At 54.6% G+C, this 15,175-nt stretch carries 14 protein-coding genes and 1 tRNA gene; 3 read left to right on the top strand and 12 right to left on the bottom strand.

All coding sequences use genetic code 11. The features are described from left to right. Positions 1-2: 2 nt before the first annotated feature. From ppsA to LBO03_07065, 12 genes are all read right to left on the bottom strand, one after another. Positions 3-2,387 carry a phosphoenolpyruvate synthase gene (gene ppsA, locus LBO03_07120; GenBank protein ID MDR3349357.1) on the bottom strand — a complete coding sequence of 795 codons (2,385 nt, stop codon included), beginning with the start codon at positions 2,385-2,387 and terminating at the stop codon, positions 3-5. A 390-nt stretch (positions 2,388-2,777) separates the two neighbouring features. Next, a complete protein-coding gene (gene glyS / locus LBO03_07115; GenBank protein MDR3349356.1) occupies positions 2,778-4,835 on the bottom strand; it encodes a glycine--tRNA ligase subunit beta in 2,058 nt (685 codons plus the stop codon). Continuing rightward, the gene (gene glyQ / locus LBO03_07110; GenBank protein ID MDR3349355.1) at positions 4,828-5,712 is read right to left on the bottom strand and encodes a glycine--tRNA ligase subunit alpha; all 885 of its coding nucleotides are present in this window, start codon (positions 5,710-5,712) and stop codon (positions 4,828-4,830) included. Before glyQ ends, glyS begins: the two co-directional genes overlap by 8 nt. Before the next feature lie 83 nt (positions 5,713-5,795). After that, on the bottom strand, positions 5,796-6,530 hold the full coding sequence (recO, locus tag LBO03_07105) for a DNA repair protein RecO (GenBank protein MDR3349354.1): 735 nt from the start codon (positions 6,528-6,530) through the stop codon (positions 5,796-5,798). Next, on the bottom strand, positions 6,517-6,942 hold the full coding sequence (locus LBO03_07100; protein ID MDR3349353.1) for a hypothetical protein: 426 nt from the start codon (positions 6,940-6,942) through the stop codon (positions 6,517-6,519). The genes recO and LBO03_07100 overlap by 14 nt, the downstream gene beginning before the upstream one ends. Continuing rightward, positions 6,936-7,862, bottom strand: coding sequence for a GTPase Era (era, locus tag LBO03_07095; protein ID MDR3349352.1), 927 nt, complete (start codon positions 7,860-7,862; stop codon positions 6,936-6,938). Before era ends, LBO03_07100 begins: the two co-directional genes overlap by 7 nt. Then, the gene (gene ybeY, locus LBO03_07090) at positions 7,859-8,326 is read right to left on the bottom strand and encodes an rRNA maturation RNase YbeY (protein ID MDR3349351.1); all 468 of its coding nucleotides are present in this window, start codon (positions 8,324-8,326) and stop codon (positions 7,859-7,861) included. The genes era and ybeY overlap by 4 nt, the downstream gene beginning before the upstream one ends. A 1-nt stretch (position 8,327) precedes the next feature. Next, positions 8,328-9,305 (bottom strand): PhoH family protein, encoded by a 978-nt coding sequence (locus tag LBO03_07085; protein ID MDR3349350.1) that lies wholly within the window; start codon positions 9,303-9,305, stop codon positions 8,328-8,330. Between the two features lie 3 nt (positions 9,306-9,308). Further along, positions 9,309-9,773: a peptidylprolyl isomerase gene (locus LBO03_07080; protein MDR3349349.1), complete on the bottom strand. Its 465-nt coding sequence runs from the start codon at positions 9,771-9,773 to the stop codon at positions 9,309-9,311. Positions 9,774-9,889: 116 nt separating this feature from the next. Continuing rightward, positions 9,890-10,636, bottom strand: a complete 747-nt coding sequence (locus tag LBO03_07075; protein ID MDR3349348.1) for an alpha/beta hydrolase — start codon at positions 10,634-10,636, stop codon at positions 9,890-9,892. Then, entirely contained in the window at positions 10,636-11,943 is a 1,308-nt protein-coding gene (locus LBO03_07070) for a hypothetical protein (GenBank protein ID MDR3349347.1), read from the bottom strand. Before LBO03_07070 ends, LBO03_07075 begins: the two co-directional genes overlap by 1 nt. A gap of 332 nt (positions 11,944-12,275) precedes the next feature. Next, positions 12,276-13,049: an enoyl-CoA hydratase/isomerase family protein gene (locus LBO03_07065; GenBank protein MDR3349346.1), complete on the bottom strand. Its 774-nt coding sequence runs from the start codon at positions 13,047-13,049 to the stop codon at positions 12,276-12,278. 288 nt (positions 13,050-13,337) lie between these two features. Between LBO03_07065 and LBO03_07060 the strand changes: the two genes are divergently transcribed. From LBO03_07060 to LBO03_07050, 3 genes are all read left to right on the top strand, one after another. Next, positions 13,338-13,413: transfer RNA gene (locus tag LBO03_07060), tRNA-Ala, on the top strand. A 794-nt stretch (positions 13,414-14,207) separates the two neighbouring features. Next, entirely contained in the window at positions 14,208-14,504 is a 297-nt protein-coding gene (locus LBO03_07055; GenBank protein ID MDR3349345.1) for a hypothetical protein, read from the top strand. Positions 14,505-14,718: 214 nt separating this feature from the next. Continuing rightward, a complete protein-coding gene (locus LBO03_07050; GenBank protein ID MDR3349344.1) occupies positions 14,719-15,039 on the top strand; it encodes a hypothetical protein in 321 nt (106 codons plus the stop codon). Positions 15,040-15,175 lie beyond the last annotated feature (136 nt).

Genomic DNA, 15,175 nt, shown 5'->3' with positions numbered 1-15,175 from the left:
TGTTACCATTCGTAAGCGGGATCTTCCGCTTTGCCGCGTTTGGTAAGCGCGTCCAAAATTATCCTCTGTTCGGCCTGCGCGGCCATTTTTTTGGTGAATTTGACGGCGTCCGGGTTTACCGATATGGAATCTACGCCGCTTTTAATGAGAAATTCAGTAAATTCCGGATAAACGCTTGGCGCCTGCCCACAGATGGAAACGGTTTTGCCGTCCTTGTGCGCTGTTTCTATGAGGTGGCGCAAGGCGCGCTTGACCGCGAGATTGCGCTCGTCATAGATATGCGCCACGGTATCGTTGTCCCGGTCGCAACCGAGAATCAGCATGGTCAGGTCGTTGGAGCCGATGGAATAGCCGTCGACGTATTTGTTGAATTGATCGGCCAAGATTATATTCGACGGTATTTCCGCCATCAGCCACACCTTGAAATCGGCGCCGCGCACAAGGCCCTCCTGCGCCATAATGCCGGTTACCTTTTCCGCCTCTTCCACCGTGCGGCAAAATGGGATCATCACATGCAGATTTTTTAAACCGTATTCCTCGCGCACTTTTTTTACCGCTTTAAGTTCCAATTGGAAAGCCGCGCTGTACTTGGGATCATAGTAGCGCGACGCGCCCCGCCAGCCGAGCAGCGCGCTGGGTTCGTGCGGCTCGAATTTGTCCCCGCCGGTAAGGTCGCGGTATTCGCTGGATTTAAAATCGCTGAAACGAAGTATTACCGGGCGCGGCGAAAACGGCTGGCAAACTTTGCGCACGCCCTCGGCCAGACTGTCGACTACCTTGTCGGCGCGTCCGGTTTCAATAAGATAAAGCGGGTGTTCATGTATATAAGTGGTCCAGATAAACTCCTCGCGCATCAGGCCGATCCCATCGCAGGGAAGTTCAGAGTGCTTTTCCGCCAGTTCCGGATCGCCGAGGTTCATATAGATTTTGACGCCGGTTACCGGGAAGGTTTCGGCGGCCGGCGCTGCGGCCGGCGTGTCGGCGGACGCTTTTTTGGCCAGATCGTCCACCCTGCCCTCATAGACAACGCCGTTACTGGCATCCACCGTAATTTCCGCCCCTTTGCCAATGGCGGCGGTCGCAGCCACGCCCCGGCTCTTGGTGCCCACAATGCAGGGTATGCCCAGTTCGCGGCTGACAATGGAAGCGTGGCAAGTTGTCCCGCCCGAGTCGGTAACAATGGCCCTGGCCTTTTTCATGGCCGGAACCCAGTCCGGCGCCGTCATTTCCGTGACAAGAATCTCCCCTTCTTTAAATTCGCCGATCCGCGAAGGATCAAGGATGATCTTCGCATGGCCGGCCGCCTTGCCGGGGCTGGCGGGCAACCCCTTGACCAATACCTTGCGGGCGGGCGGCGCTTGCTCGCCGCTTTCGGCGCTTGCGCCGCTTTTTTTGTGTTTTGACCATACTGTTTCCGGGCGCGCCTGCAATATCCAAGTTTTCCCCGTCCGCTCGTCAATTCCCCATTCTATGTCCATATAACAGCCGTAATGCCTTTCGATGTCCAGCGCGTAAGAGGACAGCTCCCGTATCTGCTCGTCGCTTAGCACTTGGCTGCCTATCAGTTCCGTAGGGACCTTTTCTTCCCGCACCCCGCCGCCGGGCGCCCGTACCATCATGATCGACTGTTCGGAAACTTCCCTGTCGATGATCCGCCCGGTGCCCTTTTCCACAATATAGCGATCCGGCGTAACGACCCCCTGCACGACATATTCGCCCAGCCCCCAGGCGGCTTCGATCAGAATGTCTTTGTCGTTGCCTGACACTATGTCCACCGTAAACATGACGCCTGAGGCTTTTGAGTATACCATCATCTGGACGACCGCGCTCAACGCCACTTCCAAATGGTCAAACCCCTTGTTGGTGCGATAATAAAGCGCCCTGTCGGTAAAAGTGGAGGCGTAGCATTCTTTGATCTTGGCAATTATTTCCGCCGCGCCCTTTACGTTCAGGTACGTATCCTGCTGCCCGGCGAAACTGGCATCCGGCAGGTCTTCGGCCGTGGCGCTGGAGCGCACGGCGACAAAAGGCTCCTGTTCGCCGGCGCGTTCCCCTAACTTGGCGTAAGCTGAGGCTATGGCCTTTTGCAAGTCCTCCGGCATTTTGCCCGCCATGATCGCTTCACGGATTTGGCGGCTGACTTTTTTTAACTGCGCGCTGTCTTCAACGTCGGGCAAGGTTTTCAGCAGACCGGCGATTTTTTTCTCCAAACCGCTTTTTTTTATGAAATAACGGTAAGAGTAAGCGGTGGTCGCAAAACCATAGGGAATGGGCACTTTAGTCTGTGAAGTCATTTCGCCCAGCGAAGAGGACTTGCCTCCGACTATCGGCACGTCGTCGCGTCGCAACTCATCAAACCAGAGCAGCAAACTATTTTCTTTTGACATAGGGGGAACCTCCTTAGGGAATATTTCCGTTTAATTACTGAATCGGCGCCTTGACATTCGGCCATGGCCGGATCTGGCGTCAAATCAAGCCGCGCTTGGCAATGCATGCCGTTCTCGTTGGTTCTCGTAATTAGCATATACTATTTTGGGAAAAAAGTAAAGCAAACAATCATTATTTGGGGGAACGCAAACAGCGGGCGCAACAAGCGGCCATGTCCGGGCAGGGACAGTTTGAAAACCCCCCAAAATTTCTATTTGCGAAAAAGGCGCTTTAAGCGGCATTTTAAAAGCTATGGCTTATACTGCGCTCAGATTAAAAGCATGCTGTCTTTGCGGCTAAGGGCGCGACTATGTTTTGCGCCGCTACGCGATATTTTCGCGCCGGCCGCATTACGCGCCCGCTATTCGGCTGAAATCGGCCACGCCGGCGGCGAATTTTTTAATGGCCGCCAAAAGCCGCAAACGGTTGCCCTTTAATTTTTCGTCAGGCGACATGACCATGACCTCGGCAAAGAATTTGTCCACCGCCGGCGCCAAACGCGCCGCCAGTTCCAAGGCAAGGACGTATTTCCCGTTGGCGGCCGCCGCGCGCGCCTGCTCTTGCAATATGGAAAAAACGGAAAACAGCTCCTTTTCCGCCGGCTCAACGAGCAATTTTTCGTCAAAATCGCCCATCGGCGGCTGTTTGGCAATGTTGGCTACCCGCGTAAAGGCGCGCACGGCATCGGGCATCAGGCTGCCGGCGGCAAATTCCCTAAGGGCCGCCGCGCGCTTAAACACCTGCGCTATGTTGTCGGCATCCGCCGACAGCACGGCATCGGCGAGGTCATGGCGCAATCCTTCTTCGGCGAGCATGTTTCTTGCGCGCAGGCTGAAAAAATCCGTTATTGGCGCGGCAATCCCCGTGGCCGATACGTCCAGCAGCCGCATGCTTTCGCGGACGGCGGCGGACAGGGAGAGGTTCCAGCCGGCGTCGCGTATGATGTTGATTATGCCGATCGCTTGGCGGCGCAAGGCGTATGGATCCTGCGATCCGGTCGGGGCCTGCCCAAAGCTGAAGGCGGCCGTTATATTGTCCAATTTGTCGGCAATGCCCGTGAGCCGGCCGGTAAAGGAGCGGGGCAGCGCGTCCCCGGCAAAGCGCGGCAAGTAATGTTCGCAAATGCCGTCCGCAACTGGTGCCGGCTCGCCGTCCAGCAGCGCGTATTCGCGGCCCATTATTCCCTGCAGTTCGGTAAATTCGCATACCATGCCGCAAGTCAAATCGGCTTTGCACAATAGGGCGGTCCGGGCGAGCATTTCCTGTTCGCCCCCGTTCAGCCGCAAGGCCGCCGCGTCCGCCACAAAAGCCGACAATTCGACTATCCGGCGCGCTTTGTCGTAGATGCTGCCAAGCCCTTCCCGGAAAACTACTGTTTTCAATTTTTCCGTCCGCGACGCCAAAGTGTGTTTTTTATCTTCGCCAAAGAAGAACGCCGCATCGCTGAGGCGCGCCCGGAGCACACGCTCGTTGCCGGCCGCTATGCCGTCAAGGTTATTGCCGTCGCCGTTTCTTACGGTGATGAAATAAGGAAGCAGCTTCCCGCCGGCGTCCAGCAGCGGGAAATAGCGCTGATGTTCGCGCATGGGCGTTATGACCGCTTCCTGGGGCAGAGCGAGAAATTCTTTGTCAATCCGGCCGAAAAGAGCGGTCGGGTATTCCACCAGATACACCACTTCTTCAAGCAGTTCCGGGTCGATGGCGGCTTTGCCCCCAAGCCGGTCGGCTATTTGCTCTATTTGCCCCCTGATGAGGGCGCGCCGTTCGTCCTGGTCGGCCAGCACAAAATTTTCCTTAAGCGTTTCCAGATAACGCGCGGGGGAATCTATTTTTATCGGCCCCGCGCTTAAAAATCGGTGCCCCCGGCTGGCCGCGCCCGACTTTACGCGCGCTATTTCCAAAGGAAGCTCCTTGCCGCCAAACAGCGCCAAAAGCCAGTGAATAGGCCGCACGAAGCGAAAATCCAAATCGGACCAGCGCATGCTTTTGGGAAAAGCGAGTGAATTTATGATGCTTAACAGCGCCTCCGGCAAAAGATTCTCCACCGGCCCGCCGCCGCAATCTTTCCTTACGTAAAGGTATCCTCCCTTGGCAAAAAGCGCATCCGGAGACGCCGCCTGTCCCCGCGCGAAGCCCAGCGCCGCCTTGCTCCAGGAGCCGTCGTCGTTGCAGGCGATTTTGAGCGGCGGGCCTTTATGTTCAAGGAAAGACCGCGCCTGCTCCGGCGGCAGGGAATAAGCTATGACGGCCATGCGCCGGGGAGTAGCGTAGGCTTTTACTTTTTCAAAAGGTATGAGGAGGCGGTTCAATGCGTCGGCGGCAGCCTTTTCCAGTTGAACGACCGTTTCCGGCAAAAATTTCGCCGGCATTTCTTCCGTTCCGATTTCAAGAAGCAAATCTTTATTCACTTTGGCGGCCTCCTTTTAAGAGCGGGAACCCCAGTCTCTCGCGTTCCCGCAAATAAGCCGCCGCCGCCGCGCGCGCCAGATTGCGCACCCGCCCGATGAAGGCCGTGCGCTCGCTTATGCCGATCGCCCCCCGCGCGGCCAGCAGATTGAAAACATGGGAACATTTGAGCGCATAATCATAACCGGGCAAAACCAGCCCTTCCGCTATGATGCGGACGGCTTCCTCCTCATAGCAGTCAAAAAGTTTAAATAAGAGCGCGGCGTTCGAGCGCTCGAAATTATATAACGACTGCTCGTATTCGTTCTGCCGGAAAATATCGCCGTAAGTTACGCCGCCAACCCATTGCAAGTCATAGACGTTGTCTTTGCCCTGTATGTACATGGCCAGCCGCTCCAGCCCGTAGGTAATTTCAACCGTAACCGGCTTGACGTCAAGGCCGCCGACCTGCTGAAAATAAGTAAACTGGGTTATTTCCATGCCATCGAGCCAGACTTCCCAGCCAAGCCCCCAAGCCCCCAGCGTCGGCGCTTCCCAGTTATCTTCAACAAACCTGATGTCATGATCTTTGGCCGCGATCCCCAGCTCTTCCAAGCTGGACAGGTACAATTGCTGGATGTCAAGCGGGGAAGGTTTCATGATTACCTGATATTGATGGTGCTGGAAAAGCCTGTTGGGATTGTCGCCGTAACGTCCGTCGGCCGGCCGGCGGGACGGTTCCACATAAGCGGTGTTCCAGGGTTCCGGCCCCAAGGCGCGCAAAAAGGTAGCCGGGTTCATGGTGCCGGCGCCTTTTTCCACATCATAGGGCTGGCCAAGCACGCAATTTTGCCGCGACCAGAAATTTTGCAAATGCAAGATCATTGTTTGTAAATCCATGCTTTCACTCCTTAAGTATTCAGGAAACAGCCAATAACGCTTTGGGCGTGTCGCCCGCAGCCAGTTTCACGAAAAACCGGGCGCTACAGCTTGCTTAAAAATTGCAGGCTTTTCAGCGGCTTTTCAATTTGCGCGAGAACAAATTTATATAAAAAATCTTCCAGCGCGCGCAAATCGTGCCCCTTGGCCGTAAAGCCGCCGGCGGCGGCCAAGTCGACATTGCGCAGGGCGGCGCTCAGCGCGCGGGCGCTTTGCGAAAAATCGGCTTCCGCCCCCGTCCGGCAATCGCCGCAGACGCAGCCGCCTTGCACGGCGCTGGCCCATGCGCTGCCCTCGATCGCTTTGCCGCAGCACACGCAGTTGTCGAAACTGGGCGATATGCCGCACAGGGAAAAGAGTTTCATGACAAAAGCCAGTATGACCAGGCGCGGATTGCGCTTGTTCATGGCTTGCAGGGCGCCGCGCAAGAGATGGTATATTTCTTCCTGCGGCTCGCGCTCCGGCGTCGCCTCTATGGTAAGCTCGGCGGCGAAAGAAGCATAGGCGAATTTCGCGATTTCCGGCGAAGCCAGCAAGGGTTCGAGCAGTTCGCATTGCCGCAATGTGTCGAATTTCTGCCCGGGCGCCAATTGCGCGCTGGCGTGGGCAAGGCTTTGCATCAGGGCGCTGTTGCGGTTCTTTATATGCCGCGCGCCGTAGGCGATAAATAAGATGCGGCCGTGGCTGCGGGAAAAGGCGTCCGCGATCTTGTCATAAGTTTGCCAGTCCCTCGCCCTGAGAATGATAATATCGTCCTGATAAAGGTTATTGTCCGTCATTGCCGTTTTCCGCGCCGCGTTTCTTTGCCAGTTTTGCCCGCCCGACACGGAAGCCTTTTGACCTTGCGGCTGCAAAACCATGGCCGCCGCCGGCTCGTCCGCCGGTTTGCGGATGCCGCCCCGGCAGGCCGAATATGCATCCGCCCAAGGCGGCCCCTTGTCCGGGCAGGGCGGCGCCCAACATTCTCTCTGCGGCGCCCGGCAGCATTGTGCCGCCAAACTCAAAGCTGCCGTCAGGTTTTTTCAGCATAGTTCCTTCTTCCCGGTTGTATCCGTCCCGTAAATCGCCGACGATTTTTCCCGCACGGCTTGCCGCCGTAACGATACCAATGTAACCGTTGCGCCCCCCGCGCGCCAGCAAAAGGAGGACGCCGCCCGCCGGGGACAAACGGCGGGCCGGCCTTGTCAGCATGTCCGTCCGAAGCCGAATTCGCGCAGCGCGCCATCGCGGTCGCGCCAACCTTCTTTCACTTTTACCCACAGGTCAAGATACACCCTGTTGCCCAACAGCGCCTGTATATCGGCGCGCGCCGCCTGGCCGATCTCTTTTATGAGCCGCCCGCCCGCGCCGATGATTATTCCTTTTTGTGAGGCGCGCTCAACGTAAATGGTCGCCCTGATGTACATGTCCTGATTTTCGCGCAGTTTCATCTCGTCTGTTTTCACGGCGATGGAATGTGGCACCTCGCCTGCCGTCGCCCGGAGAATTTTCTCCCTGATCATCTCCGCCGCAAGCATTTGTTCCGGCTGGTCGGTAACCATGCCGTCGGGGAAATATTTCGGCCCGCAAGTCAGGTGTTTGCCTATTTCCGTCAAAAGCGGCGCAAAGTCTGTTTGTTTCAGGGCGCAAACCGGAACGGCCGCGCTGAGCGGCAGATCGTCCGCATAGCTTTTTATGGCCGGCAGGATGGCCCGACTGTCGGGCAAAAGGTCAATTTTGTTGGCCGCCAGTATTACCGGCGCGTCCGCTTGGGCGAGTTTTGCCATGATGTATTCGTCGCCGCCGCCCTTTTTCCGGGACGCGTCCACAACGAAAATTATAACGTTCACTTCGGCCAAGGCGCTTTCGGCCGCCTTGAGCATGAACGCGCCCAATTTGCCCCGCGGCTTGTGAATGCCCGGCGTGTCGAGGAAAACCATTTGCGCGGATTCCTGCGTCAGGACGCACATGATGCGGTTGCGCGTAGTCTGAGGCTTGTCGGAAACAATGGATACCTTCCCGCCGACCAACCGGTTGACCAAGGTGGACTTGCCAACGTTCGGCCGGCCGACTACCGCGACAAAGCCGGATTTAAAGGTTGCCCCCGCCATATCCTTGCCGTCTGTTTTCACGGCCTTACAAGCCCGATTTTCGCCATAATGTTCTCCTCTTGCGCGCGCATGGCTTTCCTGTCTTGCGCGGTTATATGATCGTAGCCCAAAAGATGCAAAAAGCCGTGCGCCGCCAGATAGCTCAATTCGCGCTCCAAGCTGTGCCCATATTCTTCCGCCTGGCGGGCGGCCTGCGGCAGGCAGATGACAATCTCCCCCAACAAGTCTTTTTCCGGCCCGCCTGCGGCGCATGTTTCTTCCCCTTCGTTCAGGGCAAAGGAAATGACATCGGTTACCTTGTCGGCGCCGCGAAATTCCCGGTTGATTGAACGCATTTTCGCATCGTCCACCAAAGTTACGCTCACCTGGACGCGTTTTTTCAGCTTTTCCAAATCGGCGGCCGCGCCGAGCGCCCGTTTGATCAAACGCGTCTTTGCGCCGCCAGGCGGGCAGGCGTCCATGTCGCTGCTCAAAAAAATACGCATTTTATTTATTCTTGCAGCGCTGGTCAAAATTTTCGTAAGCTTTGATCATCATGCCGACGATCTCGTGCCGCACCACGTCTTTTTTGGAAAAGCGCACTATTTGTATGCCGTCTATCCCTTGCAATACTTTTTCCGCGTGCGCCAGCCCAGACTGCTTGCCTTGCGGCAAATCCGTCTGAGTGGCATCGCCGGCGACCACCATCTTGGAACCGAACCCCAGGCGGGTGAGGAACATCTTCATCTGCTCGGGCGTGGCGTTCTGCGCTTCGTCCAATATGATGAAGGAGTCGTTTAAGGTCCGCCCGCGCATATAAGCGAGCGGAGCTACTTCGATCAGTCCCTTGCCCATGTATTTTTGGAACAATTCGCTGCCCGATATTTCATAAAGCGCATCGTACAGGGGGCGCAGATAGGGATCTACTTTCTCCTGCATGTCTCCCGGCAAAAAGCCGAGTTTTTCTCCCGCCTCAACCGCAGGCCTGGTCAGGATGATCCGTTCCGCGTCTTTGTTTTTCAGCGCTCCGAGCGCCATGGCGACCGCCAGGTAGGTTTTGCCGGTGCCGGCCGGGCCGATGCCGATCGTTATAAAATTGCGCTTGATGGCCTCAAGATATATCCACTGCCCGAGCGTTTTCGCTTTGATGTGCCGCCCTCTGTTTGTAACGATTACCGTATCGGAAAACATCTTGTGCAGGTTGTCGGCGCAGCCTTCTTTGACCATTCGGATGCCGTAGCGCACGTCATGCGCCGTCAGGGGATGTCCCTGCCGGCAAAGAAACAGAAGCTCCTCAAACAACCTTTTCAAGCTGGCGGTTTCCCCGGCGTCGCCGGCAAGGAGTATTTCTTCGCCGCGGGTGAGTATCCGGCAGGAAAAGGCTTGCCCGATCAGCCGCAAAAATTCATCGTTATGGCCAAAAATGCCGAGAGCTTCCGCCTGGTCGCGCAAAAGCACTTTGAGTGCGTTGTCCGCATCGCTCAAAACTTACTTCGTTCCTTCCTCGATCGTAACTTTTTTAATGACTACGGCCTCCAGCGGTTTGTCCTGCGAGCCTGTTTTTACCTTGCCAATCGCCGCCACCACTTCCATGCCCTCGACTACCTGCCCAAAAACGCTGTGTTTGCCGTCAAGCCAAGGGGCGGGGGCCAAGGTGATGAAAAACTGCGAACCGCCGGTATTAGGGCCGGCGTTGGCCATGGACAGTGTCCCCGGTTTATCATGTTTCAGGCGGGGCGAGAATTCGTCTTTGATCGCATAGCCGGGGCCGCCCGTCCCGTTGCCGTTGGGGTCGCCGCCTTGGATCATGAAGCCGTCTATGACCCGATGAAAAATAAGCCCGTCATAAAACCCGCGTTTGGCCAAAGCGGCGAAGTTGCCGGCAGTCAGCGGTGCCTCCTGCGTGAAAAGCTCAATTTTAAAAACACCTTTGGATGTATCGAATACCGCCAAGTTGCCGCCGGTCTGTTCCGGGCGGCTTGCCGCCGCTTCGTTCGCCGGTTTTACGGCCGCGCAGCCTGTGCCGAAAAGTAAAGCCGACAGGAAAAAAATCGCGATGGAAGCTTTTTTTAGCAAATGCCGTCCCTCCCGTAATTATCTTTAAGCCAGGCCATGACCGCGTCCAAGCAGTCAGGGAAGCCCTCGATGAATCTATGGTCGCCGCCCTTGACAAGGTGAAACCTCTTGCCGCCGCGCGCCAGCGCAAACGCATCCCGCGCATCTTCGGCCGGCGCGAGTTCATCCCTTTCGCCGTGCACGAACAAAAGCGGCATGTCCGGCAAAACGGCGAATACGCCGAAAAGGTCGTAAGACAGTAAATCCGTATAAAAATCCGGCGTCAGGACGCCTTTCCCCCATTCGTCGTCCAGTTCGGCCGGTTGGCCCAAACGCAGTTTGTCCATGTTTTCTCTGCCCAGTGCGGCAGCAAGCGCGCCGACGAGGTCAAAAGGAACCGACCAGAGGATCAGGCCGCGCACATCGCGCGCTTTCGCGGCGGCAAGCAAAGAAGCGGCGCCGCCCATGCTGCGGCCGAGCAATATTACATCAGGGCCGAGCGCGCCGCGCGCGTAAGCAATGACCGCCAGGAGTTCCTCTATTTGCCGGGAAAGGCCGCTGAGCGGCGTGAAAGGGAATCTAAGCACGTTAAGATGTTCCGACGCCGCTTGCGCCAGTATCAGCGCCCGCCCGCCGCCGTCCGGCGACCCCCGGAACCCGTGGCTGACAATCAATGACGCGTCCCGCCCTGCGGCCGCGCGCGCCGGATGCAAGAAACCATGTATGCTGCGAATGGCGCAGGGGATAATTACGTCCCGCATCAAGCGTTCTTTTCCGAGAAAAGTTCCATTTGCGCGTCTTTGTCATCCGACTGCGCCAACAAAGCCGGTTCCTCCCGCGCCGCGTCCGGCTGCCGCAAAATAGCGCCGCAAGCGTCTTGGCCATCCGGAACCGGCGCTGTCAGCATTTTTCTCGCCTCTGTGCATTCATCCTGTTCGCCGGCGGCTTCCTGGTTTTCGGCGGACAGCTCCACCTTTAAGATTTGCCTGATCACTTCCATGCCATTTTCGATATCGGTCATGGTCGATAACAAAAGGCCTACGCGTTTTTTGTCTTCGCTGAAACCGCCTTTTCGCCCGGACGAAAGGTCGTTGTAACTATGGAGGGCTTCGGTAAGGCCGGACAAAGCATCTATGCAAGCTTCCAAGGCGCTGTCCGGCAGCTTGCCCGCCGTTTCCGCCGCCGGCAGGTTAAAACCTATATAGCGCAACTGCTCGGAGAAGGTATTTAAAATATGGCTTGTCTTGCCGGTAAAATCGTCAATTAACGCGCGCCGGCGCAAAATAGCCGCCTGTTCCTCGCTTTTTTGGCTGGCGATCAAGGCCGCTTCGCTTAAATATCTTTCTGTTTCAGACCAATCGGAGGACAAAGGGTCAAGGCTGTCTATGCTGCGCAAAAATTCCTCGCAAAGCTTTGCAAAAGACGGCGGATTTTTTGCGTCCGGCAAAATTTCAGCCGTGAAGCGGCCGCTTTCCACGGGCGTGCCGCCTGCTTCATCCGGCATGGTATCGTCGGCAAGTTGAAAAATGCTTTTGTCCATGTGGCCATCAAACCCCTCTTTTATTATCTCGGCGGAAAGCGATTCCGCCACTATAAAGCAAAGCATCAGGATGACGTCGCTTTTGGGGTAGCGTTTGGGCAGCCCGCTCCCGCCCGCCGCGCTATCGGCAAGCAGCCGGGGATTGTCCGCCTTCTCCAGCGCCGCGAGGAGAAAGTCTTTGATGAGGCGGTTGCTTTGCAAAATTGCCGCTTGGGTTCTTGTTTTCAGGTCGGCCTTTATTTTGGCCCATTCATTTATGACTTCAGCCCAGCGCTCCCGGCCAAAAGCGCCGGACGCTCTGAGCAGTTTTTTTGCAGCTATCGGCAACGGAATTTTCAAACAGTCGGCCGCCTGTTTTTTCAGTCCCGCCTCTTTGAAGAGTTCTTCAAAAAAAATTGCCTGTCCGGGATTGGTTTTGACGTAAAGCGCTATATCGGCCCAAAAATTCTTCCAAGCTTGGCGATCATGAAGGTTGCCGCATTTTTGCCAGATATCCCAGGCGTTCAGCATAAAATAAGGGGGCTTCACAAAAATCACCGCCTGCAAACGCTTGTTGTCGCCGCAACGCGAACCCGGAGGGCTTTTGAAAGAACGGCGGAACACCGCCGTCCGCCCGCTCGTGGCGCGAGGGAAGTATCTGAACGATTTTCTTAAATTATTATAGCACGAATATATTCATATTGGAACAAAGGCGCGCTTACAAATCCCCATTATACTGTTCCCCGGCCAAAACTGCGGCATATTTGCGGTTTATTTGCCATGCTCTTGACCGCAACCCTTCCGCCTGTTTTTGCGCTTCGCAAGGCGGCAAGCCGACACGCAAACCTTGTCCGGACTTTAGCCGGGGAACAACGTCGGCATCAAAACTTCGCCGGCCGCTTTTCCAAAAAAGCGGCCATGCCTTCTTTTTGCTCGGCGCTGCGGAAACATTCGCTGAAATTCTCCGCCTCAAAATCGTTGCCGGCCTTAAGTCCCATTTCATGCCCCGCGTTGATGGACAGCTTGGCCAACCTCACGGCATTCTGGCTTTTGCCCGCTATCTCCAAAGCCAATTTCCTGACCTTTGGTATCAATTCGCTTTCCGTCGTTACCATGTCAACAAGCCCTATGCGCAAAGCCGTTGCCGCGTCAATCATGCGCGCCGACATGATGAGCATTTTTGTCATGCCCTTCCCCACTAAGCGCAGCAAGCGCTGCGTGCCGCCAAATGCCGGAATAATCCCCAAATTGACTTCCGGTTGCCCAAACTTGGCTTTATCTGACGCCACGCGCATATCGCAAGCCATGGCCAATTCACAACCGCCGCCCAAAGCAAAGCCGTTTATGGCGGCAATCACCGGTTTTTCGCTTGTTTCAATTTTATCCATCAATTCATGTCCCCGCAAAGAAAACTCCTTAGCTTCCTGCGCCCCTTTTTTTGCCATTTCCGCGATGTCCGCGCCGGCTGCAAACGCTTTTTCGCCGGCGCCGGTAATAATAATCACTTTTATCGCAGGGTCGCTTTCTATTTCCAGAACAGCGCGCTTGATGCCGCTTATGACTTCACCGTTGAGCGCGTTCAAAGCTTCCGGCCTGTTTATGGTTATAATGCCTAAAACTTCCTCTCTGTCCACCAATACAGTCCCGCCAGACATAACATCTCTCCTTTTTTTAATGCTGCTCCCGAATTAAAATCATATTATCTTTACTTTGCGGCCAATTTGCCGCCTTGCTTTGCCCTGAAGCCTCGCCCAATAAGGATACGCCGGCGCTTTGCGCCGCGCGGGGCGGCAAATCATTTCGCAAATCTACGCCGTGTTTTAATCTCGGGACAATACAAACCGCAATTATATATTACAAGTTATAATCGGCAAAAACAAGGGCGTTGACAAAAACAAGAAAAATACATTATAATTAACAATGTCAAGGTTCACGATGACTTTGGGGGTATAGCTCAGCTGGGAGAGCGCTTGAATGGCATTCAAGAGGTCAGCGGTTCGATCCCGCTTATCTCCACCAAAAAAATGATAAAACCGCACTTTTTTAATAGTGCGGTTTTGTTTTGCCCTTATAGTTTTCCTTTTTCGCGCCTTGCCCTGCGCCTTATGCTTTAGCATAGGGCGCAAAAATGCCATAAAACAAGGACGCCCCTGCATATGCGGGAAATTTTAGCCGCTTGCTGTCTGCCTCTATGACAGCTTTTCGGATTCCCCCGCATACGCGGGGGATTTTATTGCTTTCTAAAACCGATGTATGAGCCAAACCCAAGCATATACAGTGAAAGTGCGATTGCGCCATTTTCCTTTTCGGCTATTGCGCGCAGCTCGTCAATAACAGTATCATTAAGTGCTCCGATTCTGAATTGCGGTCGCGCTCGAGCGTCAGGCAACGGGGATTTCAACTAAATCGGGAAAGAACAAATCTATTTCAATGGGACAACAATCATAGGATGGATATGTATTATTATGCTTGACTTGGTTTTTTAGACGCTCTTTATCCATACGTCGAGGCATGTCGCAAGCAGCGTACCCAGCAACGGAATGTTTTCAGCGCTATAAGCGATACTCATTACCGGGAAAATTATCATTCGGATATTTTGGGTTATTATTTGCAGGACGAACCCGTAAAAAAAGTGTTTATTGAGGCGTTAAACGCTGACTTGCAAAAAAAGGCGCTGGCAGCATCCAGTATGCTGATTTTCAAGGCGGCGCTGTAGAGCGCGAGACAAAGCATATTGATGTTCTGCTTAAAAGCAAGGACGGGGAAAAGCGATTTTCATCGAAAAAAAGTCAAACAACGCGGCCGACCAACCCATGCCAATCAATAACTACGTTAATGGCCTGGGCAAAGAAGGGACAAATGTTGTGGCAGCACTGTATTTGAACAAGGGTTCTCGCAAATCCCCAAAGTATCAGTTGTCTCCCGAAATAGAAAAAAAGCTGGTTGTTTGGAATTTGAAAGACTTTATCGAAAATATTAAGAATAAAGTCTTTGTGGACAAAACAAATGATGTCCGGGTGTTGGGTTTATCTTGTGAAATAAAAGAATTGTTCAATAGACCTTTGTTCCTCGCTTCAAAAAGCCCCCAACGCAAAAGAGTGAGAATATAGCCGGGAACGGACAGCGGCAGCCATTGCCGCAATTGGCAGTTTGGCTTTCCCTTCCAACATGCCGCATATGTATTGCCGCCCCGTATCATTGTTGCGGGGCGGCATTTTTAGTTGCTCATTTGCGTGACGTGCCGGTACATATTATTGCACATGTAAGCGTGGTATAATTTATCCATAAAGCCATAGAGCGACGATAGAATGGAGGAGTGCGTGAATGATCATGAAAGAAAATGTTGGGTCGATGCGACCACCCGGCACGGAACCGGAGTTCGTAAACATAGGCGGCGAGCGGTTTTGCGCCGGACGGACGGAGCTTGATTTGTACGGCCTGACCGATGCCGACATCGTGGCATTGGGCCATATGACAAAACTGAAGAGGATTTCTTTTGGCGGCGACAACATCAGCGACCTCGCGCCGCTGTCGGGGCTTACGAATCTAAAGGAGCTTTATATCCGCGGCGACAACATCAGCGACCTTGCGCCGCTTTTTGGCCTGAAAAATCTAAAAAGCATAGATTTCTTTAGAGACTGTTGACACTAATCTATGAACATGTATAATACAACACATGAATATAACAGAAGCGCAGTTTGAACGGATAGCCGGCCACTTTCCGATTCAGCGCGGGAATGTCAGGGCCGAGAACCGAGATTTTATCAACGCGATCCTGTAC

This window comes from Acidaminococcales bacterium (assembly GCA_031290885.1).
Lineage (GTDB): Bacteria > Bacillota > Negativicutes > Acidaminococcales > JAISLQ01 > JAISLQ01.
Note: the sequence above shows the minus strand (reverse complement) of the source record. Positions and strands in the feature narration are given on the sequence as shown.